The 23,529-nt window shown below is 70.7% G+C and carries 19 protein-coding genes; 12 read left to right on the top strand and 7 right to left on the bottom strand.

The features are described 5' to 3' along the window. Window positions 1-53: 53 nt before the first annotated feature. Window positions 54-2,714, top strand: a complete 2,661-nt coding sequence (locus G401_RS50170; RefSeq protein ID WP_034593892.1) for a chitinase C-terminal domain-containing protein — start codon at window positions 54-56, stop codon at window positions 2,712-2,714. A 211-nt stretch (window positions 2,715-2,925) separates the two neighbouring features. Continuing rightward, the gene (locus tag G401_RS50175) at window positions 2,926-4,074 is read left to right on the top strand and encodes an ABC transporter ATP-binding protein (RefSeq protein ID WP_051367497.1); all 1,149 of its coding nucleotides are present in this window, start codon (window positions 2,926-2,928) and stop codon (window positions 4,072-4,074) included. A 1-nt stretch (window position 4,075) separates the two neighbouring features. Here the strand turns inward: G401_RS50175 and modA are convergent, their stop codons facing one another. Beyond that, on the bottom strand, window positions 4,076-4,816 hold the full coding sequence (modA, locus tag G401_RS0133225; RefSeq protein ID WP_051367498.1) for a molybdate ABC transporter substrate-binding protein: 741 nt from the start codon (window positions 4,814-4,816) through the stop codon (window positions 4,076-4,078). Then, window positions 4,813-5,202 carry a TOBE domain-containing protein gene (locus G401_RS0133230; RefSeq protein WP_027345877.1) on the bottom strand — a complete coding sequence of 130 codons (390 nt, stop codon included), beginning with the start codon at window positions 5,200-5,202 and terminating at the stop codon, window positions 4,813-4,815. Before G401_RS0133230 ends, modA begins: the two co-directional genes overlap by 4 nt. Before the next feature lie 112 nt (window positions 5,203-5,314). Between G401_RS0133230 and G401_RS0133235 the strand changes: the two genes are divergently transcribed. Next, a complete protein-coding gene (locus G401_RS0133235) occupies window positions 5,315-6,133 on the top strand; it encodes a patatin-like phospholipase family protein (protein ID WP_027345878.1) in 819 nt (272 codons plus the stop codon). Window positions 6,134-6,141: 8 nt separating this feature from the next. Here the strand turns inward: G401_RS0133235 and G401_RS0133240 are convergent, their stop codons facing one another. After that, window positions 6,142-6,741, bottom strand: a complete 600-nt coding sequence (locus tag G401_RS0133240; protein ID WP_027345879.1) for an HdeD family acid-resistance protein — start codon at window positions 6,739-6,741, stop codon at window positions 6,142-6,144. 115 nt (window positions 6,742-6,856) lie between these two features. Between G401_RS0133240 and G401_RS0133245 the strand changes: the two genes are divergently transcribed. The 3 genes from G401_RS0133245 to G401_RS0133255 are packed head-to-tail and all read left to right on the top strand — an operon-like array spanning window position 6,857 to window position 8,950. Then, the gene (locus G401_RS0133245; protein ID WP_027345880.1) at window positions 6,857-7,276 is read left to right on the top strand and encodes a DUF6325 family protein; all 420 of its coding nucleotides are present in this window, start codon (window positions 6,857-6,859) and stop codon (window positions 7,274-7,276) included. Window positions 7,277-7,317: 41 nt separating this feature from the next. Beyond that, window positions 7,318-7,719 (top strand): SHOCT domain-containing protein, encoded by a 402-nt coding sequence (locus G401_RS0133250; RefSeq protein ID WP_211240916.1) that lies wholly within the window; start codon window positions 7,318-7,320, stop codon window positions 7,717-7,719. A 7-nt stretch (window positions 7,720-7,726) separates the two neighbouring features. After that, window positions 7,727-8,950, top strand: coding sequence for an RAD23 family protein (locus G401_RS0133255; protein ID WP_027345882.1), 1,224 nt, complete (start codon window positions 7,727-7,729; stop codon window positions 8,948-8,950). Between the two features lie 36 nt (window positions 8,951-8,986). Here the strand turns inward: G401_RS0133255 and ftrA are convergent, their stop codons facing one another. Then, entirely contained in the window at window positions 8,987-9,946 is a 960-nt protein-coding gene (gene ftrA, locus G401_RS0133260) for a transcriptional regulator FtrA (RefSeq protein ID WP_027345883.1), read from the bottom strand. 70 nt (window positions 9,947-10,016) lie between these two features. Between ftrA and G401_RS0133265 the strand changes: the two genes are divergently transcribed. The 4 genes from G401_RS0133265 (at window position 10,017) to G401_RS0133280 (ending at window position 15,618) form a co-directional block, all read left to right on the top strand. Further along, window positions 10,017-10,475, top strand: a complete 459-nt coding sequence (locus G401_RS0133265) for a rhodanese-like domain-containing protein (RefSeq protein ID WP_027345884.1) — start codon at window positions 10,017-10,019, stop codon at window positions 10,473-10,475. A gap of 252 nt (window positions 10,476-10,727) precedes the next feature. Next, entirely contained in the window at window positions 10,728-14,117 is a 3,390-nt protein-coding gene (locus G401_RS0133270; protein ID WP_027345885.1) for an SCO7613 C-terminal domain-containing membrane protein, read from the top strand. A 42-nt stretch (window positions 14,118-14,159) separates the two neighbouring features. Further along, window positions 14,160-14,534 carry an SHOCT domain-containing protein gene (locus G401_RS0133275; protein ID WP_034593893.1) on the top strand — a complete coding sequence of 125 codons (375 nt, stop codon included), beginning with the start codon at window positions 14,160-14,162 and terminating at the stop codon, window positions 14,532-14,534. Window positions 14,535-14,577: 43 nt separating this feature from the next. Further along, window positions 14,578-15,618 (top strand): FHA domain-containing protein, encoded by a 1,041-nt coding sequence (locus G401_RS0133280; protein ID WP_027345887.1) that lies wholly within the window; start codon window positions 14,578-14,580, stop codon window positions 15,616-15,618. Window positions 15,619-15,764: 146 nt separating this feature from the next. Here the strand turns inward: G401_RS0133280 and rocD are convergent, their stop codons facing one another. From rocD to G401_RS50180, 3 genes are all read right to left on the bottom strand, one after another. Beyond that, the gene (gene rocD / locus G401_RS0133285; protein ID WP_027345888.1) at window positions 15,765-17,006 is read right to left on the bottom strand and encodes an ornithine--oxo-acid transaminase; all 1,242 of its coding nucleotides are present in this window, start codon (window positions 17,004-17,006) and stop codon (window positions 15,765-15,767) included. After that, the gene (ddaH, locus tag G401_RS0133290) at window positions 17,003-17,815 is read right to left on the bottom strand and encodes a dimethylargininase (protein WP_034593895.1); all 813 of its coding nucleotides are present in this window, start codon (window positions 17,813-17,815) and stop codon (window positions 17,003-17,005) included. Before ddaH ends, rocD begins: the two co-directional genes overlap by 4 nt. Before the next feature lie 113 nt (window positions 17,816-17,928). Continuing rightward, window positions 17,929-18,975 (bottom strand): AI-2E family transporter, encoded by a 1,047-nt coding sequence (locus G401_RS50180; protein ID WP_051367502.1) that lies wholly within the window; start codon window positions 18,973-18,975, stop codon window positions 17,929-17,931. A gap of 165 nt (window positions 18,976-19,140) precedes the next feature. Here G401_RS50180 and G401_RS0133300 point away from each other — a divergent pair, with 165 nt between their 5' ends. Both G401_RS0133300 and G401_RS0133305 read left to right on the top strand, forming a co-directional pair. Next, a complete protein-coding gene (locus G401_RS0133300) occupies window positions 19,141-20,796 on the top strand; it encodes a carbohydrate binding domain-containing protein (RefSeq protein WP_027345890.1) in 1,656 nt (551 codons plus the stop codon). A 353-nt stretch (window positions 20,797-21,149) separates the two neighbouring features. Further along, window positions 21,150-22,640 (top strand): sugar transferase, encoded by a 1,491-nt coding sequence (locus G401_RS0133305; protein WP_027345891.1) that lies wholly within the window; start codon window positions 21,150-21,152, stop codon window positions 22,638-22,640. Window positions 22,641-23,529 lie beyond the last annotated feature (889 nt).

The raw sequence follows: 23,529 nt of genomic DNA on the forward strand, positions 1-23,529 counted from the left end.
CTGTTAACTATTAGCAAAGTTTGCTAATAATTAACCCCAGCAGGAGCGTGTCCATGCGACGCAAACCCCTACTCCCGCTTGTCACCGCGCTGGTGACCGGGCTGACCGCGACGGGCCTCGCGCTCGCGGTCTCCGGCACCGCGCACTCGGCCACCGACAACTCCGTCTGCCGCCCCGACGGTCTCGCGACCACGGCCGGGGTGGCGGTTCCTTACTGCGCGGCGTACGACGCCAACGGGCGCGAGATGATGGGCGCCGACCACTCCCGCCGGATCATCGGCTACTTCACCGGCTGGCGGACGGGCAAGGACGGCGCGCCGGCGTACCTGGTCAACCAGATCCCGTGGACCAAGGTCACCCACATCAACTACGCCTTCGCCCACGTCGACGGCTCGAACAAGATCTCCGTCGGTACGCCGACCGCCGCCAACAACGCCGCCGTCAACATGACCTGGCCGGGCGTGGCCGGTGCCGAGATGGACCCGTCGTACTCGTACACGGGCCACTTCAACCTGCTGAACAAGTACAAGAAGGCCAACCCGAACGTCAAGACGCTGATCAGCGTCGGCGGCTGGGCCGAGACGGGCGGGTTCTTCGACGACAGCGGCAACCGGATCGACTCCGGCGGCTTCTACCGCATGACGACCAACGCCGACGGGTCGGTCAACACGGCCGGTATCAACGCCTTCGCCGATTCGGTCGTCACGTTCCTGCGCCAGTACGGGTTCAACGGCGTGGACATCGACTACGAGTACCCGACGTCCAACAACGACGCCGGCAACCCGCTGGACTTCACCCAGGCCAACGCCCGCCGGGCCGGCCTGAACAAGTCGTACAACACGCTGATGAAGACGCTGCGGGAGAAGCTGGACACCGCGGCGGCGGCGGACGGCAAGTACTACATGCTCACCGTCGCGGCCCCGGCCTCGGGCTGGCTGCTGCGCGGCGAGGAGGCGTTCCAGGCCACGCAGTACCTGGACTACATCAACATCATGTCGTACGACCTGCACGGCGCCTGGAACCAGTACGTCGGCCCGAACGCGTCGCTCTACGACAACGGCGACGACGCCGAACTCGCGGCAGCGGGGGTGTACGGCGCGTACCAGAACATCGGGTACCTCAACACGGACTGGGCGTACCACTACTTCCGGGGCGCGGTGCAGTCCGGCCGGATCAACATCGGCGTGCCGTACTACACGCGCGGCTTCCGCAACGTCACCGGCGGCACCAACGGCCTGTGGGGCAAGGCGGCCAAGACCGCCAACTGTCCCGCCGGTACGCAGAGCCCCTGCGGCGACGGCGCGGTCGGCATCGACAATCTGTGGCACGACACGGACACCAGCGGCAAGGAGGAGCCGGCCGGCTCGAACCCGATGTGGCACGCGAAGAACCTGGAGAACGGGATCACTCCGGACTACCTGGCCGCGTACGGGCTGACGCCGGCGACCGACCCGGACGACACGCTGACCGGGACCTACACCCGCAACTACTCGTCCGCCCTCGTGGCGCCGTGGCTCTGGAACAGCACCAAGAAGGTGTTCCTGTCCACCGAGGACGAGCAGTCGATCGGGACCAAGGCCGACTACATCGTGAACAAAGGCATCGGCGGCATCATGATCTGGGAGCTCGCCGGCGACTACCAGTTCGACTCCGCCAAGGGCGAGTACGTCATGGGCAACACGCTCACGAATCTCGCGTACGACAAGTTCAAGGTCGCGCCCGCGTACGGGGCGAGCCGGGCGAACAGCACGATGCCCAGCACGGTGCTGAACGTCGGGGTGACGCTGACCGGCTTCGCGCTCGGCGACGCGAACTACCCGATCAACCCGCACCTGACCCTCACCAACAACTCGGCGGTGACGATCACCGGCGGCTCGAAGCTGGAGTTCGACTACGGCACCTCGGCGCCGAGCAACATGACGCAGCAGAGCGGCTGGACGATGAGCGTCACGGCCGGGCACACCGGCAGCAACATCGGCGGCCTGAAGGGCGACTTCCACCACGCCACGGTCACGATCCCGAGCTACCTGTCGATCGCGCCCGGCGCCTCGGCGGAGGTCGTGCTCAACTACGTCCTGCCGATCGCGTCCCCGTCCAACTACAAGCTGACCGTCGGCACCACCACGTACGCGCTCAGCGTCGACAACCCGCGCGGCGGGACGGTGGCTTCCCCCAGTGCCACCGTGACCGTGTCGCCCTCGGTGTCGGTGTCCACCTCCGCGTCCACCTCGCCGTCCCCGTCGCCCTCGGTCTCCGTGCCGGGCTGCACGGCGGCGGCCTGGGTGGCGGCGACGGCGTACAACGGCGGTGCGGTGGTGTCCTACAACGGCCACCAGTACACCGCCAAGTGGTGGACGCAGGGCAACCAGCCCGACCTGAACACCGGCGACGGCAAGCCGTGGACGGACAACGGGCCGTGCGGCCCGACGACCTCCGCGTCCCCGTCGGCCTCCCCCTCGGCGTCCCCGTCGCGGTCGGCCTCGCCGTCCCCGTCGGTGTCGCCGTCGGCTTCCCCGTCGGTCAGCCCCTCCAGGTCCGCATCGCCGTCGCCGTCCACGACCGGGTCCTACCCGGCCTGGGTGGCGGGGCACGCGTACGCGGCGGGTGACCTCGTCACCTATGGCGGGCACACGTACAAGTGCCTCCAGCCGCACACCTCCCTGGTGGGCTGGGAACCGCCGAACGTCCCGGCGCTGTGGCAACTGATCAGCTGATCGGGTGAAGACGTGGGGTGTCCGCCCAACCAGGGCCGGGCGGGCGCCCCACTTCACCGGTGCTGATCGGTGATGGAACTTTCGCCGTACTTCATCCGCACTTGCCGCCGGAGCCCCATGAGGTTCACGATGTTGGTCAGGACCGATCTCCGAGCCGCGAGTGTGGGATGTGATAGAGACCCGGGCGTTGACCAAGGCCTATGGACGCCGCGTGGTGGTGGATGCGGTGTCGATGTCGGTCGCGTCCGGTGAGTTCGTCGTGCTGCTCGGCCCCTCGGGGTGCGGCAAGTCGACCATCCTGCGCATGATCGCCGGGCTGGAGGAGCCCACCTCCGGCCACGTGCTCATCAACGGCGACGACGCGGACGAGCTGACCGCGCGGGAGCGCGGCATCGCCATGGTGTTCCAGGACTTCGCGCTCTACCCGCACCTCACCGCCCGGGAGAACATCGCGATGCCGCTGCGCGTCGGGCACACCGGCAGCGGCAGCCTCACCGAGGACCTCAAGCGGGTGGAGCAGGTGGCGGGCTACCTCGGCGTCGCCGACCTGCTCGACCGCCGGCCGCATCAGCTCTCCGGCGGCCAGGCGCAGCGCGTCGCGGTCGCCCGCGCGATCGTCCGCCACCCGCGCGCCTTCCTGCTCGACGAGCCACTGTCGCAAGTGGACGCCCACCTGCGGCAGGCGCTGCGCGCCGAGATCGCCCGGCTCGCCAAGCGGCTGCGGGTCACCACCCTCTACGTGACCCACGACCAGGTCGAGGCGCTCACGCTGGCCGACCGCATCGTCGTCATGGAAAGCGGCGTCGTACGCCAGATCGGCACGCCCGCGCAGGTGCGTACCGATCCGGACGACGTGTTCGTGGCGGGCTTCGTGGGCGCCGCGCGGACGACCCTCGTGCAGGGCGCGGTCTACTTCGGACGGTCCGGGGCCGTGCTGGACCTCGGCTCCCAGGCGCTCGGCGGGATCGCCACGCTGCCCGCCCAGCACACCGACCGGGTGACGGTCGCGCTGCGTACGGACGCGTTGCGGGCCGTGCCGGTCGACGCGCCGGGGCCGGTGCTGCGCGGTCGCGTCGCCTTCGTCGAGGACCTCGGCTCCGAACTGCTCGTGCACGTCTCGACCGACCTCGTCGGGGTGCCAGCCGCGTTCTCGACCACGGACGCCACCCGGGCCATCCCGCGCCAGCGGATCTCCCGCGAGGACTACGAGGAGCCGTTCGGCGAGCTGGTGGTACGCGTACCGGCGGGGCAGCGGCCGTCCGTCGGGGCGGCGTTCGCCGTCGAGGTCGACCTGGACCGGGTCTTCCTGTTCGACCGGGCCGGGTGCCGGCTGCGCCCCGAGAACGCGCCGCGGTCCTAGCTCAGGGTGCCGAGAATCCGGCGTCGGTGAAGATCGCCTGCGACTCCGCCGAGGACAGGAACTCCAGGAACGACTTCGCCCCGGCCGGATTGGGCGCCTTCGGAACGGTGCTGACCAGGACGTCGTTCGAGGTCGCGGCCGCCTCCGGGAACTCGACGGAGTCGGTCTGCCCGATCGCGGCGATCGCGTCCGTCTTGTAGACGATGGCGGCGTCGACGTCCCCGACGGCCAGCAGCTGGATCGCCGCCGTGGTGCTCGCCTGCATCATCGGGTGGGCCAGGGTCACGCCGGCCTTCGTGAGCAGGTCGGCGGCGGCCGTCCCGCAGGGGCTGGGAACCGAGCAGAGCGCCACTTTCCGCGTACGCAGGTCAGCAAGATCATTGATTTTGAGGGGATTGTCCGGGGTGACCGCGATGACGAGCTTGTTGTGCCCGAACAGGCGCGGTTGGAGGCCCTGGACCGCGGACATCGTGGCGGGGGAGGTGGCCGCGAGGACGTCCGCGGGCGCGCCGGCGTTGATCTGCTCGGTGAGATCCTCGGGCATCGCCGTCGTGACGACGACGTGCGTGCCGGGGTGGGTCTTCTCGAACCGGCCGGCCAGCCGGTGGATGACGCCGTCGAGCGACGGCGCGGCGTAGACGTTGATCTTGCCGTCGTTGTCGCGCTCGGGACCGGGCGCGCCGCAGGCACCGAGCGCCACGGCCGCGACGGCGAGCAGCGTCGCCACCACCCGGCGCTTCACGGGCGCTCCACCACGACGGTCGTGGACTTCACGACGGCGACGGCCAGCGAGCCGACCTCGAGGTTGAGCTCGTCGACGGCCTCCCGGCTCATCAGCGAGACGATCCGGAACGGGCCGGCCTGGATGTCCACCTGTGCCATCACTCCGTCCTTGGCGATCGAGGTCACGATGCCGCGCAGCCGGTTGCGGGCCGAGGAGCGGCTGGACCGTTCATCAGGGTCGGCGGCGAGCGTACGCGCGAACGCGGCCAGCGCGCGCCCCTCGATCACGCGGTGGCCGTGGTCGGCCCGGTCCGCGGGCAGGCGGCCGCCGTCCACCCAGCGGCGTACCGTGTCGGGGCTCACGCCGAGCAGGTCGGCGGCCTCACCGATGCGAAAGACGGTCATCGCCGGGCACTCTATCTCGTGCGGCTGCCGAATCCCGGCCCGCACGTGCTTCCGGCCGGCGTACAACGCCCGGATCACCGGGTAAAAGTGCTGGTCACGTCCGTGTACGGTGATCAGCATGGGCGATGTGGCATTCGTACTGGGCGGCGGTGGAGTGCTGGGCGCGGTCGAAGTCGGCATGATCCGGGCGCTCTTCCGGGCGCACATCCGGCCGGACGTCCTCGTGGCCACCTCGATCGGCGCGATCAACGGCGCGATGGTGGCCGCCGATCCGCAGTCCCGCGTCACCGACGACCTGGTACGCCTCTGGGCCGCCCCCGAGATGGGCGAGGTCTACGGCGAATCCATCCCGCGGCAGTTGCGCCGGTTCGCGACGCGTACGCACCTGCATTCGCCGCTGCCCCTGCGCCGGCTGCTCGAACGGGCGCTGCCGGAGAAGTTCGCCGATCTACGCGTACCTCTGCATCTGTGCACGGCCAGCATCGAGCGGGCCGGCGAGGCGTGGTTCGACAGCGGGGAACTGGTTCCGGCGGTCATGGCGGCCGCGGCGGTACCCGGCCTGCTGCCCCCGGTCGACATCGACGGAGAGCATCACGTCGACGGGGCGATCATCAACTCGCTCCCGATCGCCCGGGCGGTCGAGTTGGGCGCCGCCGAGATCTACGTGCTGCACGTCGGCCGGCTCGACAAGCCGCTCAGCCCGCCGCAGCGGCCCTGGGAGGTCGCCCAGACCGCCATGGAGATCGGCCGCCGGGACCGGCTCGCCCGCGACCTGGCCGCCGTGCCGGACGGAGTCGCCGTGCACGTGCTGCCGACCGGCGAAGGCGTCGACCGGGACGACAACCCGTGGGCGTACCGGGATGTGGCGGGGCTGCGCCGCCGGGTCAGCGCCGCGTACGCGGCCAGCCGGGACTACCTCGCCGCCATCTGAGCTCGACATCAGAACTGTTCGTCAACCACGTGGTAGGCCGGGTTGTCCGCCTCCTTGGCCGCCTTGCCCGCCTGGTACGCGAACCACAGCTGCAGCAGCCCGATGACGATCAGCCAGAGGGCGGCGATCCAGACGAGCACGATCAGGGTCGGACCGGGCCACACCAGGATCACGATGCCCAGCGCGATGTCCACGAGACCCATGAGTACCGCGAGGGCCTTGCCGCCCGCCCCGCGTACGCGGGTGAAGCCGGCGATGATCTCGGACAGGCCGCCGAAGATCCAGAAGAGGCCGAGGACGACCGCCACGAACTTGAGCGAGGCGTGCAGGTTGGCCAGCACGATGATGCCCGCGATGAGGTAGATCGCCCCGGCGAGGGCGCTGAAGCCGCGGCTCGTCCCGGTCGCCTGGCGGCCGATGACGGCGTCCGCGATCCGGATGATGCCGAGCACGACCAGCCAGATGCCGACCAGCGCGCCCAGGACGAGCAGCGTCTTGCCGGGCCAGAAGACCAGGACCAGGCCGATGATCAGGGCGACGATGCCGCCGACCAGGGCCATGGTCTTCCAGGTGCTCAGCACCGACCGGGCGAGCTGTCGTTCACTCATGATGCGAACGTATCTCTCAAAAGCCTCCTAATCCTACAGATGGCGTGATTACCCTGAATTACCCCAGGGAGCCCGCGGGGCGCCTGGGAACGGTCACGCCGAGGAGGGCGAAACGATGAAGCACGGTGCCGTCGAGTTCGTAGTGATCGACTTCCCCGGCGAGGTGCCCACGGATCAGCTCGCACCGGAGATGAAGCGGCTGGTCGACGGCGGGATCATCAACCTCGTCGACGCGCTGTTCGTACGGAGGACCCACGACGACGACATCCTCACCTTCGAGCTGGGCCAGCTGCCCGAGAGCATGAGCAGCAACCACCTCAACCAGCTCGTGCAGTCGATCGACGGCATGATCGGCGACGAGGACGTCGACGACGTGGCGGCCGACCTGGAGCCCGGGCACACGGCCGCGATCCTGATCTTCGAACACGCCTGGCTGCGCGGTATGCGCGAGGCGCTCAGCCGGGCCGGCGGCGAGGTCGTCCTCGTCGAGCGCATCCCCGGCCCGGTCGTCGACGCGGTCCTCGCGACCCGCTGACGCGTACCCGCTTCTGGAAGGAGCTTCCGATCATGGTGTTCATGCGCCGTCCGGTGGTCGTCCGCGGCCGGCCGGGCCTCATCGGAACGATGGCGCGTACGGCTGTCGTCGCCGGAACCGCGACGGTCACGGCGAATGCCATCAGCAATCGCTCGGGACGCAGGCAACAGCAGGCCGCGCAGGAGGAAGCCGCCCAGCAGGCCGCGCAGCAGGCGGCCGCCGACAACGCCGCGCAGCAGGCGCAGATCGACCAGATGCAGGCGCAGCTGGCCGCGCAGCAGCCGGTCGCGCCGGCGCCCGCCGTGCCGACGGCCGCGCCCGGTGCAGTCGCGCCGGACATGATGGCCCAGCTCAACCAGCTGGCCCAGCTGAAGCAGCAGGGCGTGCTCAGCGACGCGGAGTTCGCCGCGGCCAAGGCGAAGCTGCTCGGCCTGCCGGGCTGAGGCCGCGATGACCGAGCCGTCCGCACCGGACGAACCCGACCGCGAAGCGCAGACCGGCGGCACCGCGGATCTTTCCCGATCCGACGGCGGGGCGGCGGCCGGCGACACCGCCGAGCCGCCCGAGCCCCATCAAGCCGCGACCGCCGAGCCCGATCAAGCCGCGACCGCCGAGCCGCCCGAGCATGATCAAGCCGCTGCGGTCACCGAACCCGTGTCGCGCGAGCCCGGTCAGGGCATGACCGCCGTCGAACCCGCGCCGCCCGCGCCCAGGAAGAAGGCGCGCGGTCTGCGCTGGACCGGCGCCGTCGTCCTGATCGTCATCGCCGCACTGCTGATGATGGCCTCGGTCGTCGCCCGGTACGCCCGGGCCGAGTTGCTCAACACCGACCGCTACGTGGCCACGGTGACGCCGCTCGCCAAGAACCCGGACATCCAGCACGCCGTCACGACCCGGGTGAGCGACGCGATCATGGCGAAGGCCGACATCCCCGGCCTGACCGAGCAGCTCGTCGGCGGGCTCGACGTGCCGGGCGCGCAGACGGTCGCCGGGCTGGCCGCGCCGGCCCTGACGAACTGGGTGGACCAGCAGGTCACGCGGATCGTCGGCAACGTCGTGTCCTCGCCGCAGTTCGCCACCGTCTGGGAACAGGCCAACCGGTCCGCGCATACGCAGATCACGAAGCTGCTCACCGGCGAGAACGGAAAGTATACGTCCACTCAGGAGGGTGATGTCGTCATCGACCTCGGTGCCATCGTCGGCGCCGTCCGCGACGCCCTGGTCGCCAAGGGCTGGACGTTCCTCAGCCGGATCCCGGACGTCTCGATCCCCTACACGGTCGCGCACATCGACAACCTGCCGAAGGTCCAGCGCGCCGTCGACCTGTTGCAGAAACTCGCCTGGGTTCTGCCGGTGCTCGCGCTCGTCCTGCTCGCACTGGCCGTGTGGTGCGCACCCGACCACCGTCGCGGCGCGGTCGTCGCGCTGCTCGCGACCGCCGGGGGCATGCTGCTGTTCCTGATCGCGTACGCGGCCCTCCGGCAGGTGTACGCGAACCGCGCCGAAGCCAAGGGACTCAACGTGGACGTGGCGCTCGACGTGTGGAACACGGTGCTGCGCCCGATGATCCAGCTCGCCTGGGCGGTCGTGATCGTGTCCCTGCTCGGGGCGGTCATCGCCTACCTGTTCGGGCCGGGACGCGGCGCCCGCTGGGTCCGCGGCCTGATCACCTAGCAGGCCGCGAATGCCCAGGGCCCGCGGCCCGATCGCCTAGCGGGCCGCGAACGCCCGCCGGTACGCCGACGGCGACGTGCGCATCGACCGCCCGAAATGGTGCCGGAAGGTGACCGGGCTGTCGAACCCGACCGCCGCGGCGACCTGCTCCACCGGCGCGTCACCGCCCTCCAGCAGCGGCAGGCTGGCCTGGACGCGCCGGTCGATGAGCCACCGGATCGGCGTCGTGCCGGTCTGCCGGGCGAAGTGCCGCAGGAAGCTGCGCTGCGACATGCGGGCCCGCTCGGCGAGCCGGGCGACCGTCATCGGCTCGGCCAGGTTGTCCAGCGCCCACGCCATCGCCCGGGCCACGCCGTCGTCGTCGGCCACGTCGCGAACGTTGACCTCGATGAACTGGGCCTGGCCGCCGTCGCGGTGGGGCGGGAGCACCAGCCGCCGGGCGACGGTGTTGGCGACCGCGGCACCGTGGTCGAGGCGTACCAGGTGCAGCAGGAGATCCAGGCCGGCCGCGCTCCCGGCGCTCGTCAGCACCCGGCCTTCGTCCACGTAGAGGACGTCCGGGGTCACCTCGACCGCGGGATGGCGTTCGGCGAGGGCGCGCGCGTACCGCCAGTGGGTGGTGGCCCGCCCGCCGTCCAGCAGCCCGGCGGCGGCCAGCACGAACGCGCCCGAGCAGATGGACACGATCCGGGCCCCCCGCGCGTACGCCGATCGCAGGGCGGTGACCAGCTCGTCCGGCACGCTCGCGCGTACACCGCCGGGGGTGCCCGGAATGATCACGGTGTCGGCGGCCGCCAGCGTGTCGAGACCATGATCGGCGATCATGCTGAACCCGCCCACGACGCGGAAGGGGCCCGCGGCCAGGCCGCAGACGGACAGCTCGTACCACGGGCGGTCGATCTCGGGGCGGGGCAGGCCGAAGACCTCGACCACGCAGCTGAGCTCGAAGGGGGTCATGCCCTCGAAGGCGAGGACGGCGACGCGGTGCCGGCGCATGGCGGGATCTTAGCGAACGGCGGCTTTCCCGCCACTGTCGGCCCGGCCGCGCGCGCGGCAGGCTGAGGGCATGTCAGCAGTGCTTTCCACGCCGCCCGCCAGCCCCGCCGCCGCCGCTGCCCACTTCGCCGGCAAGCTCGCCTTCGAGACGGACGTGTCGGACGTCCACGCCGACCTGGACGCCGGTGTCCCGGGTGTGGTCGTGGTGGACACCCGCTCGATCGACGGCTGGGAGCAGGGGCACCTGCCGGGCGCGATCCACCTGCCCACCGGCGAGATCGCCGACCGGGCACCCGCCGAGATCCCGCGCGACAGCGTCGTCGTGACCTACTGCTGGGGGCCGGGCTGCAACGGCTCGACCCGCGCCGCGCTCGCGTTCGCCCGCCTCGGGTACGCCGTCAAGGAGATGATCGGCGGCTACGAGTACTGGGTCCGGGAGGGCTTCCCGACGGTGGGTGTCCTGGGTCTGACCACGCACGAGGTGGACCCGCTGACCGCACCCGCGAGCGGCGTCGCCTGCGCCTGCTGACCCGCCGCCTCCCGCCCCGCCCCGCGCCGAGCCCCGGCCTCAAGATCCCGTTTGGATCAGGGAAATCACCCGAATCATGGCCCATGATTACGTGGGAAAACCTGATCCAAACGGGATCTTGGGGCGGAGGTGAGGGGGTGAGGGTGAGGGGGTGAGGGGGTCCAGCGCGGGGGCACGTTGAGTCGTTCGTACCCGGGTATTTGAGCGATTGCGCTCAGGCGCGCCAGGCCGCCCCGGGCCGACCATGCTTGCATGGCCACCTATCCGTGCCCCGTCTGCCTCGCCGAGGCCAATCTGGAGACCGGCTGCCCCGCGTGCGGCCGGGCCCCCGATCCGCTCGCCGCCGAGGTCATCGTGCTCGACACCGCCATCGCCCGGCTCGCCCACGAGGTCGACGCCGCGCGGGAGGCGTACGAGGGGAAGGCGGCGGAGCTGCGGACGACCCGGGACCGCCGCCGGGATCTCGCCCTGCGGGTGTGGGAGTCGGCGCATCCGGCCCCCGTCCCCCCGGTCGTGCCGATGCCCCGCCTGGTCGTCGCCGGTCCGCCGCCCGCACGTCCCGAGGCGCGTACGCAGACCGTCAAGAACATCCTCTTCGTGCTGGGCGGGCTGCTCGTCGCGGTCTCGGCCGCCGTCTTCACCGTCTTCGCCTGGGGCACCTTCGGCATGCCCGGCCGGGCCACGATCCTCGCGGTCGTCACCGGTCTCGCGCTCGCCGCGCCCGTCCTCGCCCAGCGCCGCGGCCTGCGGGGCACCGCGGAGACGTTCGCCGCCCTGGGGCTCGTCCTGGTGCTTCTCGACGGGTACGCGGCCTGGCACGTCGACCTGTTGGGCGTGGCGGAACGGATGGGCGCCTGGGCGTACGCGGGTGCCGTCTTCGGGATCGCCGCGGCCCTCGCCGGCCTGTACGCCCGCGCGACGGGACTGCGCGCGCCGGCGTACTTCGGGTGGGCGGCGGTGCAGCCGGTGCTGCCGATGCTGCTCTCCGGCGCGGTGAACGATCACGGCGGCCTCGTGTTCGCCGGGGTGGCCGCGCTGAACCTGGCCCTCGCCGCGGCGGTACGCGATCGCGTCCTCGTCGTGCTCGGCTGGATCGGGTTCGGCTTCTTCCTCTTCGTGGCACACGTGTACGCCGTCGTCCGGCTGGTGCAGGCCGACACCGTCGCGCCGGCCGGCCGGGCCGCGGCCGTGCTGCTGGTGGCCGGCGCGCTGGCGGTGGCCGGAAGCCTTGTCGCGCACCGGGCGCAGATCGGTGTCGCCTGGTTCACCGCGGTGTTCGTCGGCTGCGGCGCGCGCCTGGCGGACATCCTCGCTCCCGGCCACACCCTGGTGTGGACGGCCGCTCTGGTGTGCGTCCTCGCGCTGGGGTTCGCTCTGCTGAACCGCCTGCCGGCCAGTGCCGGCGCGATCGCCTGGACCGTCGTGATCGGACTGACCGCCGCGGCCGGCGCGATCGTCCGCGGCCTCACCACCGCCACGGCCGCCACCCCCTGGTGGTCGGGTACGCCGGCCGGCGGACCCGCGCACGCGGACCTGTTCGTCACCGTCATCCTCGCGACGGCCGCCGCCGTCGCGCTGTCCGCCCGGCGCGCCCCCGCGGTCGCGATCGGCGTCGGGATCCTGGGGGTCGGCCTGCTCGCGCCGACTGCCGCCGCGCTGGCGCCGGGATCGGCCGCGCTGCCGCCCGCCGCGGACGTCGCGGGACTCGCGATCGTCCTCGGGTACCTGGTGCTGTGGACTCGGGGCCGGCTGACCATCCCCGCGACTCTCACGGGGTCTGATCCAGCCGCGGCCCTCGCGCCGCCTGCCCCGGCCCCGACGATCACGGCCCCCGATCCGACGATCACAGCGCCCGCCGCGGCGGTTGCGGCTCCCGCCCCGAGGGCCACAGCCCCCGCCCTGACGATCGCGGCCCCTGCGCCGGAGCTTCTCGCCGCCGCTGTCGTCGGCACCGCGCTGTTCGCGCACGCCATGCTCACCGCGATGATCTCGCCCGCCGTCTCGGCTTGGTCGTTCGCCGCGCTCGTCGCCCTCGCCGTCATCGTCGCAGCCCTCACCCGTACCGAGCCGCAAGCCGCTGTCGCCGTCGCGGTGACCGCGCCGCTGCTCGTCCTCACCGCTGCCGCCACCGCGAAAGCCCTGGGCGCCGGCCCCTCCGCCGTCCTGCACACCGCCGCCCTGACCGCCGCGCTGCTGCCGGCCCTCGCGATGTTCCTGCGCCGCGGTGCCGTCACCGCCTGGGCCACCGCCCTCGTCATGGTCTTCGCCGGCGTCCTCGTCCTGCCCGCGGACCCGTGGGTGAAGTCCTTCTACGTCGCCGGCGGGCTGCTCGCGCTCGCGGTCGACCGGCAACGCGAGCGCCGCCTCGCCACCTGGTGCGCGCTCGCGGTCGCCCTGGTCCTCGCCCGCCCGCCGGTCACCGCGTTCTTCGGCGGCCCGGCCACGTTCGCCGACGCCGCGGCCTTCGCGGTCCTCACCCTCGCGATCACCATCCACGTGTACGCGTACCGGGGTGATCGGCGTACCGCGCTCGGCTTCGCCGTCGCGCTCGCGCCGCTGCCGGTCACGTTCGCGCTGGCGGCCGCCGAAGTCGCCGGGCAGGTCGTGGCCGGGGAGCTGGCCGTGGCGGGCCTGACGATCATGGTGGCCGCCCTGCTCCGGGCACGCCCGCAGCCGTTGCACCTGGTGGCGGCGGGGTACGGCGTACTGCTGGCGGCGGCCGGACTGCCCCGCCTGATGATCACTCCTTGGTGGACGGTCGCCGGGCTGGGCCTGCTGACCGCCGCGTTCGTGGTGCTCGCCGTGGCCGCCGGCCACTCCGGTACGCGCTGGGCCGCCTGGCCGCTCGCGGGCCTCGGCTGGCTCGCCACCGGGCAGGCGGCCGCGGCGGCCGCACGGTGGACCGGACACGAGCGGCTGCTGACCCTGGTCGCGACGGCGCTGGTCCTGTTGGCCGTCGGCGTCCTCGGCCCGCGGCGGCTGCTGTGGGTCGAGGCGGTCAGCCTGGAACCCCTCGGCCACGCCGCCGCTGCCGGAGCGCTCGTCTGGGCGTACCCGATGGGTGTGGTGAGCCAGGTCCTGCTGGTGTGGGGCGTGGCGGTGGGACTCACGGCGCTTGCCCTGCCCCGGTGGCGGCTGCCACGGGCCGCGGTGGCCGTGGGACTGGAGCTGGCGGCGTGGTGGTCGCTGCTGGCGGAACGGCACATCGTGACGGTCGAGGCCTATTCACTGCCGGTGGCGCTGGCGGGGCTGGGTCTGGGCTGGTGGGCGATGCGGCGCGACGAGACCCTCTCCAGCTGGGCCGGTTACGCGCCCGGACTGCTCGCGGGGCTGCTGCCGACCCTGACGCTCGCGGTCGTGGGGGAGGGGGAGCCGCTGCGGCGCCTCGGCGTGGCCCTGGCCGGCCTCGCGCTCGTGATCGCCGGCTCGGTACGCCGCCGCCAGGCGCCCGTCGTCCTCGGCGGGGGAGCGCTGATCCTGCTCGCGCTGCACGAGTTGGTGGTCGCGTGGGCGAACCTCGGCCGGCCGGTCTGGCTGCCGCTGGGCGCCGGCGGGGCGATCCTGCTGGCCATCGCGATCACCTACGAGCGGCGCCTGCGCGATCTGCGTACGCTGCGCGCACGGATCGGTCGTTATCGGTGAAACCGGCACCTACCCGCCGGAACGCGGTCCAAGATTGTATTCATGGACTTCTGGGATGTGTTCTGGCTGCTCATCATCTTCATCCCGCTGTTGATGATCTGGGGATTCGCCCTGGTCGACATCTTCCGGCGGGACGACATGAGCGGCTGGCTCAAGGCGCTCTGGGTGATCGTCGTGATCCTGGCGCCGTTCTTCGGGACCCTGATCTACCTCATCTTCCGCCGGCCGGGCGCGACCCCGGCCGAGCGGCAGGCGATCGATCAGGCGAGCCGGGACTTCGTGCAGAAGTACTCGCCGGCCGACCACGCCCAGCAGTTGGCCGTTTTGTCCGATCTGCACGACCGCGGGAAACTCACCGACGACGAGTTCGCGACCGAGAAGGCCCGGGTCCTCGCCGAACAGCCGGGAGCCGTTTAGGGTGCCACTGGCCGCGTACGGGACGGGCCAGTAGGGTCGCACCATGCGGTTTGAGGTAAGCCACGTGCTGGACGCCATCGAGCGCCGGCTCACCACCGAGCCGTCGCTCGCGCGGGGCGTGCTCGACCTCGCCGAGATCGTGCGCTACGTGGACCTCGACGGCGGCCGGCCCGCCACGGTCGTCCGCCTCGGGCTGGTCATCGATGCCATCGCCCGCCACCTCGGCGAGGAGAACGTCAGCGTCTACTGCATCGTCGACAAGCAGATGCTCTCCGATCTCGACGTGCCCTCCAGTGAACGCATGGTCGTGCGGCGGTGGGCCGACGACGGGCACGTGGAGGTCGTGCAGGGCGCCCAGATGCGCGTACGCGAGGTGTCCGAGGTGGCCGGCCTGCCGATCATCTCCCGGTTCCTGCCGGGCTGGTCGACGGCGCCCGCTCCCGGCGGAGCGGCCATCACCGTGCGCGGCCCGGTTCCGGGCGGCCCGTCGGACCTCGGCCGGCGCCTCATGTCGGTCCGCTGGCGCTGCCCCGATCCCGAGTGCGCGCTCTTCGCGGACATGCGGGTCGCGGTCGGCCAGCCGCTGCCGGCCCTGCGCGGCAACCCGCTGTGCCCCCGGCACGGCGCGCCGCTGGCCGATACCGGGCCCGCCCCCATCTCGGACGTCCTCGCCGTCCGCGTCGGCGGCATCATCAAGCAGCGCTTCCTGGTCACCTCGGCGGCCCCGGTCCTGGTCGGCCGCGCGCCAGACGGCCAGTGGGAGGGCAGCGACGCCCGGGCCATCGTGCTCGGGCCGTGGCTCGACGAGGGCGCGGTCAAGGCGATCAGCCGGACCCACCTGACGGTCTCGCTCGACCGGGCCGGGCTGAGCATGAAGGACGTCAGCATGAACGGCGCCTGGGTGCACCCGGGCGGCGACAAGATCGCGCCGCAGCAGCCGCGGGTCCTGGGACCGGGGGAGTACCTGGAGCTCTACCCGGGCGTGGAGGTCGGCCGGCCGGGCACGTTCGGACCGGCGGGCGTGGCGCCGCAGTCGGTCCTGGTCGACGCCCCCACCGTCAGCTTCCGCCCCCCGAACTCCTGACCCCCGCGCCACTCCCCTTTTCGCGCCACTCCCCTTTTCGACGATCTTGCGCGAATGTCCGGGCTATTCGGGCATTTCGCCCAAAATTTGGGACATTCGCGCAAGATCGTCGGGGTCTTTTCGGCCGTGGCCGGTGGGGTAGGGGCTCAGGCGATGACGGCGTGGAACTGGTCGAGTGCCCAGTCCACCTCGTCGGCCGTGATGGTCAGCGGCGGCGCGAGCCGGATCGTCGAGCCGTGCGTGTCCTTGGCCAGGACCCCGTGCGCCATCAGCCGTTCCGACGCCTGGCGGCCGGTCATCAGCGCCGGGTCGATGTCCACGCCGGCCCACAGCCCGCGGCCGCGTACGCCGGTGACGCCGTTGCCGATCAGCTTCGCGAGCCCGGTGTGCAACTGCTCGCCCAGTTCCCGGCTGCGCTCCTGGAACTCGCCGGTCTTCAGCAGGTCGACGACCGCGCTGCCGACCGCGCAGGCGAGCGGGTTGCCGCCGAAGGTCGAGCCGTGCTCGCCCGGCTTGAGGACGCCGAGCACGTCCCGGTTCGCGGCGACCGCGCTGACCGGCACGATCCCGCCGCCGAGCGCCTTGCCCATGATGTACATGTCCGGCACGACGCGCTCGTGGTCGCAGGCGAACGTCTCGCCGGTACGCCCGAGCCCGCTCTGGATCTCGTCGGCCAGCATGAGCACGTTGTGGCGGGTGCAGATCTCGCGTACGCCGCGCAGGAATCCGTCCGGCGGAACGAGTACGCCCGCCTCGCCCTGGATCGGCTCGAACAGCACAGCGACGGTGTCCTCGTCGATCGCCGCTTCGAGCGCGGCCAGGTCGCCGTAGGGCACGAGCTGGAAGCCGGGCGTGTAGGGACCGAAGTCGTCGCGCGCGTCCGGGTCGTCGGAGAACGACACGATCGTCGTCGTACGCCCGTGGAAGTTCCCGGCCATCGCAATGATCTTGGCGTGCCCCGGGCGTACGCCCTTGGCGAGGTAGCCCCACTTGCGGCTGACCTTGATCGCCGTCTCGACCGCCTCGGCGCCCGTGTTCATCGGCAGGATGAGGTCCTTGCCGGTGAGCTCGGTCAGCGACCGGCAGAAGTCCGCGAACTGGTCGTGGATGAACGCGCGGCTGGTCAGCGTGACCCGGTCGAGCTGGGCGTGGGCGGCGCCGATCAGGGCCGGGTGCCGGTGGCCGAAGTTGAGCGCGGAGTAACCGGCCAGGCAGTCCAGGTACCGGTTGCCGTCGACGTCGGTCACCCACGCGCCCTGCGCGTCGGCGATCACCACCGGCAGCGGGTGGTAGTTGTGGGCGGTCCAGCGTTCCGCGGCGGCGACGGCGGCCGGGGTCTTCGCGTCCGCGGCCGGTTCACCGGCCGGGCGGAGGAGGTCTTCGGTCATGAGCGCAACTCCAACGTGCAGCACTTCGGGCCGCCGCCCGCGAGCCGCAGCTCGCTGACGTCGACGCCGACGGTCTTGTATCCAGCTTCCCGCAGCGCCTCGGCGAGGGCCACCGCCTGCACGGGCAGCACGACGGTCTCGCCGTCGCCGACCGCGTTGAGGCCGAGCACCTCGGCGTCCTCGACGGTCGCGATCACCGCGTCGGGGAACAGCCGGCGCAGGACGGCCTGGCTTCCCGGCGAGAACGCCTCCGGCAGGTACGCGACATTCACAGGCTTCCCATCGTCCCCATGAGCCAGCACCGCCAGGGCGGTGTCGAGGTGGTAGAAGCGCGGGTCGACCAGCTGCAGCGTGATCACCGGGCGGCCGAACAGCTCCTGCACCTCGGCGTGGGACGCGTGCGAGGTCCGGAAGCCGGTGCCGGCCAGGATCACGTCGCCGGCGAGCAGGATGTCGCCCTCGCCCTCGTTGACCGCCTTCGCCTCGGTGACGTCGAAACCGGTGTGGCGCAGCCAGTCCGCGTACGCGGGGCCTTCGTCGGCGCGCTCGGCGTCGCGGAACTGGACGGCCAGCGCCTTGCCGTCGATCACGGTCGCGCCGTTGGCGGCGAACACCATGTCGGGCAGTCCCGGGATCGGGTCGATCTCCTCGATCGTGTGGCCCAGCTCCGCGTACACCCGCTTGAGCTCGGTCCATTGAGCGACGGCGAGGGCGGTGTCGTACGGCGCCGTGGGATCCATCCAGGGGTTGATCCGGTAGGTCACGGCAAAGTGCGTGGGTCGGCACATGAGGTAGCGGCGCTTCGGCATGATCCCCACGCTATGCGTTGCTGACCTGCGACAACCAGGCGCGAAGCTTGCTTTCGGCGCACATTCGTTGCGTGATCGCGGCCTACGGCGGCGATCCGTTAAGCGAGCTTCCCTCATATCGAGTCCTGGCGCGGGTGCAGCACCTGGCGGATGATCAGCTGAAGGGCGGCGTATCCAGGGACGGCGATGAAGACGCCGAGGACGCCGAACATCGCGAAGCCGATCAGCACCGACACGATCGCGGCGAGGTTCGAGATCTGAACGGCCTGCCGCATCACACGGGGATAGATCAGCCAGTTCTCGATCTGCTGGTAGACGATGAAGAAGATCGCGGTCGCGATGGCGATGGCCAGCCCGCGCGTGCCGAGGGCGACCAGCGAGACGATGACGGCCGCGAGGGTCGCACCGACCTGCGGGATGAGGTCGAAGAACGCGACGACGACGGCGAGCAGCAACGCGTAGGGGACGTGCACGACCAGCAGGTAGATCAGGCAGGTCGTGCCGGCGATGGTGGCGATGCCGAGCGAGCCGACGAGGTAGCCGCCGACCTTGTCCAGGATCTGGTCGCCCAGGTCGGTCACCCGTTCCCGGCGCGAGGCGGGCACCAGCCGGTACGCCCCGTCGCGCAGCCGGTCGAACGCGCCCAGGAAGAAGAACATCAGCAGGAACGCCGTGACCACGTTGAAGACGCCGGCCGCCGCGCTCGCCGCGCCGCCGAGCAGGCCGCCCAGCACGAGGCTGATGTTCCCCGGGGTCACGAGTTTCTCGGCCTGCTGGACGATGTTCCGGTCGTCGGTCAGGTCCTGGACCCGGGGGTCGGCGAGGAACGACTGCACCCAGCCGGGCACGGCGTCGATGAGCGCGGCGAGCTGCCGGACGATGAGCGGGATCAGCAGGGCCAGGAAGCCGCACGCGATCAGTGCCAGGGCGAAGAAGAGCAGGGTGACCGCGAGGCCCCGGCGGACGCCGCGGCGCATGAGCCATTTGACGACGGGGTTGAGCCCGATGGCGAAGAACGCGGCCGTGGCGACCACCGTCAGCACCGTCGCCGCGGACTCGATCAGGGCCGCCGAGACCGCCACGAGCAGCAGGGCGATGCCCACCCAGAGGCCGAATCGGAAGGGGCGGTCGGTCGCGATCCCGGCGGGCGGCTGCTGCATGCCGATCTAACGAACGTGATCACAGCCAGATTCTGTTAGGCATCTTTACTGTTAAGACCTATTCCTATATGGTTCATCTGCGCGCGTCACATCTTCGATATCTGCCCGCCCTCTGCGGGCCGACTCCCATGAAGCAGACGATCCCTTCCCCCAAGGAGAGTCTCCATGCACCGACGCACCATGTACCGACGGATCCTGGCGGCGGCCGGGGCCTTCGCTGTCGCAGGCGCGGCCATGTTCCTCGCCTCCGGCACCGCCAACGCCGCCAACATCCTGTCCAACCCCGGACTGGAGTCCGGAGCCCTGAGCCCGTGGTCGTGCTCGCTCGGCTCCGTCGTCAGCAGCCCGGTCCACAGCGGGAGCAAGGCGTTGCAGGGCGCCGCGTCCGCCTCCGACTACGCCCAGTGCACGCAGACGGTCGCCGTTCAGCCCAATACGGCGTACACGTTCAGCGGCTGGGTACGCGGCGGCGGCGGTTACGTCTACATCGGCGTCACCGGCGGCGGCTCGACCTGGAACCCGTCCGCCGCGAGCGCGTACACGCAGCTGTCCGTGAGCTACACGACGGCGGCCGGGCAGACGTCCCTGCAGGTCTACGTCCACGGCTGGTACGGCCAGGGCACGTACAACGCCGACGACTTCTCCCTCGACGGCCCCGGCGGGACGACGCCGTCCCCGAGCGCGTCCAGCTCGCCCCCGCCGGCCGGCACCCCGGGCACCCCGGGCAACTTCCACGTGACCGGCAGCACCGGCTCCGCCATCTCGGTCGCGTGGAACGCGTCGACCGGGACCGTGACCGGTTACCGCGTCTACGAGGGCACCACCGTGCGGGCGACCGTCACCGGCACCTCGGCGACGATCTCCGGGCTCGGCGCCTGCACGAGCCACACGTACACCGTCGCGGCGTACAACGGCAGCGGTGAGTCGGCCAAGTCCGGCTCGGCCACGGGCAGCACGACGGGCTGCACCACCGGCACCGCGATGGCGGCTCCCTACCTCTACGAGGGCTGGGGCAGCCCGCCGTCGGCCACGTCGGTGATGAGCGCGACCGGCATCAAGCAGTTCACGATGGCCTTCATGCTCTCCGGCGGCGGCTGCACCCCGATGTGGGACAGCACCCGCCCGCTCACCGGCGGCGTCGACCAGAGCACCATCAACTCGATCCGCTCGGCGGGCGGCGACGTCGAGATCTCCTTCGGCGGGTGGAGCGGCAACAAGCTCGGCCCGAACTGCTCCAGCGCGAGCGCACTGGCGGCGGCGTACCAGCAGGTGATCAACGCGTACAGCCTGAAGTACATCGACATCGACATCGAGAACACCGACGAGTTCGAGTCGGAGGCCGTGCAGGACCGCGTCCTGGGCGCTCTCAAGATCGTCAAGGCGAACAACCCGGGCATCAAGACGATCCTGACCTTCGGCACGTCGACCACCGGCCCGACCTACTGGGGTACGCGTCTCATCAACCAGTCGGCCGCGCTGGGCGCCAACGTGGACGTGTACACGATCATGCCGTTCGACTTCGGCGGCGGCGCGGACATGTACGGCAACACGGTCAACGCCGCGAACGGCCTGAAGAACGCGCTCAAGACGGCGTTCGGCTGGTCCGACGCGACCGCGTACGCCCACGTCGGCATCTCCGGCATGAACGGGCTGTCCGACCAGTCGGAGAACACCACCCCGGCCATCTGGACACAGATCCGGGACTGGGCGAACAACAACCACATCGCCCGGTTGGCCTTCTGGTCGGTCAACCGCGACCGCGCCAGCGGTACGCAGAGCGAATTCCAGTTCACCTCGATCACCGCGGGCTTCCACGGCTGAGTGATCCGACCGGGTGACGGGTTCGGTAAGCGAGCGATCTTCGGCATACAATGCCGACGCTTGATCTCGCTTCCGTACCCGTCCCCCCGTGAACACGTGAAAGAAACGTGACGCGAGCACGACGGCCGGTACGCGTTCAGGCGACGAGCGCGCCGGCCGTCGGCGTGCGGGGGCTGTGGGCACCTTCGCTCGCAGGGCGGATGGCTGATCGTGTTTGCGGGCAAGCCAATCGGTCAGCGTGTTATCGGGCGTCCGTCGGCAACTGACAGTTTCTTGTCTCTGGGATCGGGATAGGGCCGGGAGGACGCGAGGATGGTTCCCTCACAGGCTGAAGGGTCCGTCGAGGGGGCGGGATGACCACGGCTGTTACTGCTCATCCGGATCTGTCGTCGGCGTCGGACAGCGTCGGCCGTCGGATGGCCAAGCGCCGGCGCAACTACGTGCGATTGATCGTGGGGTGTGACGCTTTCGTCATCTGCCTCTCGATCTTCGTCGGCTACCTGGCCCGCTTCTCGTGGGCGAGCCCGCCCGGGGTCACGATCCCGTACGCGTACATCGCGGTCGGGCTGGCCGCCGTGTGGCTGGTGATCCTGCGCGTCTCCCGCGGCTACGACGAGCGCGTGCTCGGCTACGGCACCGACGAGTACCGCCGGGTGGCCGGCGCGAGTCTGCGCCTGGCCGGTGCGGTCGCCATCCTCGGCTACATCGTCAACGTCGGCGTCTCGCGCGGCTTCCTCGCCATCACCTTCGTGTGCGGCACGGCCGGCCTCGTCATCGCCCGGTGGATCGCCCGCAAGACCCTGCACCGCGCCCGCATCCAGGGCCGGGGCTGGTCGCACCGGCTGCTCGTGGTGGGCGACGCCGCCCACGTCCTCGAGCTCGTCCGCCAGCTCAAGCGCGAGCCCTACGCGGGCTACCGCGTGGTCGGCGCCTGCATCCCCGAGGCCCTCGTGGTGCCGCGCTCGGTCGGCCTGCCGCCGCAGCAGCTCGGCGACGTGCCCGTGGTCGGCTCCTTCCGCACCATCGTCGAGTCGGCCACCAGCGTGTGGGCCGACACCATCGCCGTCACCGGCGCCGCCGAGCTGACCGCGTCCCGCCTGCGCCGCCTCGGCTGGCAGCTGGAAGGCAGCGGCATCGACCTCGTCGTCGCCCCCGCCCTCACCGACGTGGCGGGCCCGCGCATCCACACCCGCCCGGTCGCCGGCCTGCCGCTGATCCACGTCGAGCAGCCCGACTTCAAGGGCGGCGCCAAGATCGTCAAGAACGTGCTCGAACGCATCGTCGCCTTCTTCGCCGTCACCTTCACGCTGCCGCTGTTCCTGCTCATCGCGCTGCTCATCAAGCTCGACAGCCGGGGACCGGTGTTCTTCAAGCAGAAGCGGGTCGGCCAGCACGGGCACGAGTTCGGCGTACTCAAGTTCCGCACCATGGTGGTCGGCGCCGACCGGATGGTCGCCCAGCTCGCCTCGCAGAACGAGAGCAGCGGCCTGCTGTTCAAGATGCGCAAGGACCCCCGGGTCACCCGCATGGGCCGCATCCTGCGCAAGTACTCACTGGACGAACTGCCGCAGTTCATCAACGTCCTGCGCGGCGAGATGGCCCTCGTCGGCCCCCGCCCCCCGCTGCCGAGCGAGGTCGCCCGTTACGACGGCGACGTCGCCCGCCGCCTGCTCGTCCGCCCCGGCATCACGGGACTCTGGCAGGTCAGCGGCCGCTCCGACCTGTCCTGGGAGGACGGCATCCGGCTCGACCTGTACTACGTCGAGAACTGGTCGCTCACCTCGGATCTCGCCATCCTCTGGAAGACGTTCGGCGCGGTCATGGGGTCGAGGGGCGCGTACTAAACCCTTCAAGATCTTTATTTCCCGGGTTCGTCGATCTCACCTCCGCTCCTCGCGCGGGCGACCTCACCCCTGCACCCCCGCCCTTTGTCGCGACTGTCCGACTTGCGCCCCCACCGTCCGACGATCTTGCGCGAATGTCCGGGCATTTCGGGTATATCGGACGAAATTCGGGACACTCGCGCAAGATCGTCGACCATCTTGAAGATCGGGGCGCCACCATTCGGCCCTGGCCGGTTCTGGCTTTGTCGCGACTGTCCGACTTGTGCGGCCGGTCGGTGGCCGACGGGGTGATCATTTACGGCTGAGGTGTAAAAACGGCCTCCTGCTGCATGATCGTTTACGGTTCTGGAGCGCGTTGACCGACTCCCGTTACACCTGACGCGTCATTGATCATGCGGGTCGGACGGGATTTACACCTCAGCCGTAAATGATCAAGAATTCAGTACCCTGTGTCCGCATGGCGGAAGATCGTTCCCGCATCACGGGCCAGGGCCAACAGCGGGACGGCGTGGCCGTGATCCATAGCGGCCGGGATGTAGAAATGCACCCCTCGCCAAGATCCAACGTGGCTGGGATGTAGGAAATCGGCCTAGAGCGACATCTCGGCCGTAGTGGATCGAGGGTACGTGCCCGAAAACTACATCCCAGCCGCGAACGATCACCGCCCGGTCGATCCGCCCAGCCGCCATATCGGACAGTCGCGACAAAGCCAGGACCAGCCAGGGTCGGACGGCGGACCTGATCTTCAGAGCAGCCGACTCCTCAGAGCGATCGACTCGTCAGCACACTCGGCCCTTCATAGTGGTCGGCTCGTCAGCGCAGTCGGCCCTTCAGAGCGGTCGACGATCTTGCGCGAATGTTCGGGCATTTCAGGTGTTCCGGACGAAAT

Source organism: Hamadaea tsunoensis DSM 44101 (genome assembly GCF_000428945.1).
GTDB lineage: Bacteria > Actinomycetota > Actinomycetes > Mycobacteriales > Micromonosporaceae > Hamadaea > Hamadaea tsunoensis.

Coding starts and splice junctions, on each gene's coding strand:
- G401_RS50170 (WP_034593892.1), top strand. CDS start 54: ATGCGACGCAAACCCCTACTCCCGCTTGTCACCGCGCTGGTGACCGGG.
- G401_RS0133230 (WP_027345877.1), bottom strand. CDS start 5,202: ATGACCGTCTTTCGCATCGGTGAGGCCGCCGACCTGCTCGGCGTGAGC.
- G401_RS0133240 (WP_027345879.1), bottom strand. CDS start 6,741: ATGAGTGAACGACAGCTCGCCCGGTCGGTGCTGAGCACCTGGAAGACC.
- G401_RS0133245 (WP_027345880.1), top strand. CDS start 6,857: ATGAAGCACGGTGCCGTCGAGTTCGTAGTGATCGACTTCCCCGGCGAG.
- G401_RS0133250 (WP_211240916.1), top strand. CDS start 7,318: ATGCGCCGTCCGGTGGTCGTCCGCGGCCGGCCGGGCCTCATCGGAACG.
- G401_RS0133255 (WP_027345882.1), top strand. CDS start 7,727: ATGACCGAGCCGTCCGCACCGGACGAACCCGACCGCGAAGCGCAGACC.
- ftrA (WP_027345883.1), bottom strand. CDS start 9,946: ATGCGCCGGCACCGCGTCGCCGTCCTCGCCTTCGAGGGCATGACCCCC.
- G401_RS0133265 (WP_027345884.1), top strand. CDS start 10,017: ATGTCAGCAGTGCTTTCCACGCCGCCCGCCAGCCCCGCCGCCGCCGCT.
- G401_RS0133270 (WP_027345885.1), top strand. CDS start 10,728: ATGGCCACCTATCCGTGCCCCGTCTGCCTCGCCGAGGCCAATCTGGAG.
- G401_RS0133275 (WP_034593893.1), top strand. CDS start 14,160: ATGGACTTCTGGGATGTGTTCTGGCTGCTCATCATCTTCATCCCGCTG.
- G401_RS0133280 (WP_027345887.1), top strand. CDS start 14,578: ATGCGGTTTGAGGTAAGCCACGTGCTGGACGCCATCGAGCGCCGGCTC.
- rocD (WP_027345888.1), bottom strand. CDS start 17,006: ATGACCGAAGACCTCCTCCGCCCGGCCGGTGAACCGGCCGCGGACGCG.
- ddaH (WP_034593895.1), bottom strand. CDS start 17,815: ATGCCGAAGCGCCGCTACCTCATGTGCCGACCCACGCACTTTGCCGTG.
- G401_RS50180 (WP_051367502.1), bottom strand. CDS start 18,975: ATGCAGCAGCCGCCCGCCGGGATCGCGACCGACCGCCCCTTCCGATTC.
- G401_RS0133300 (WP_027345890.1), top strand. CDS start 19,141: ATGCACCGACGCACCATGTACCGACGGATCCTGGCGGCGGCCGGGGCC.
- G401_RS0133305 (WP_027345891.1), top strand. CDS start 21,150: ATGACCACGGCTGTTACTGCTCATCCGGATCTGTCGTCGGCGTCGGAC.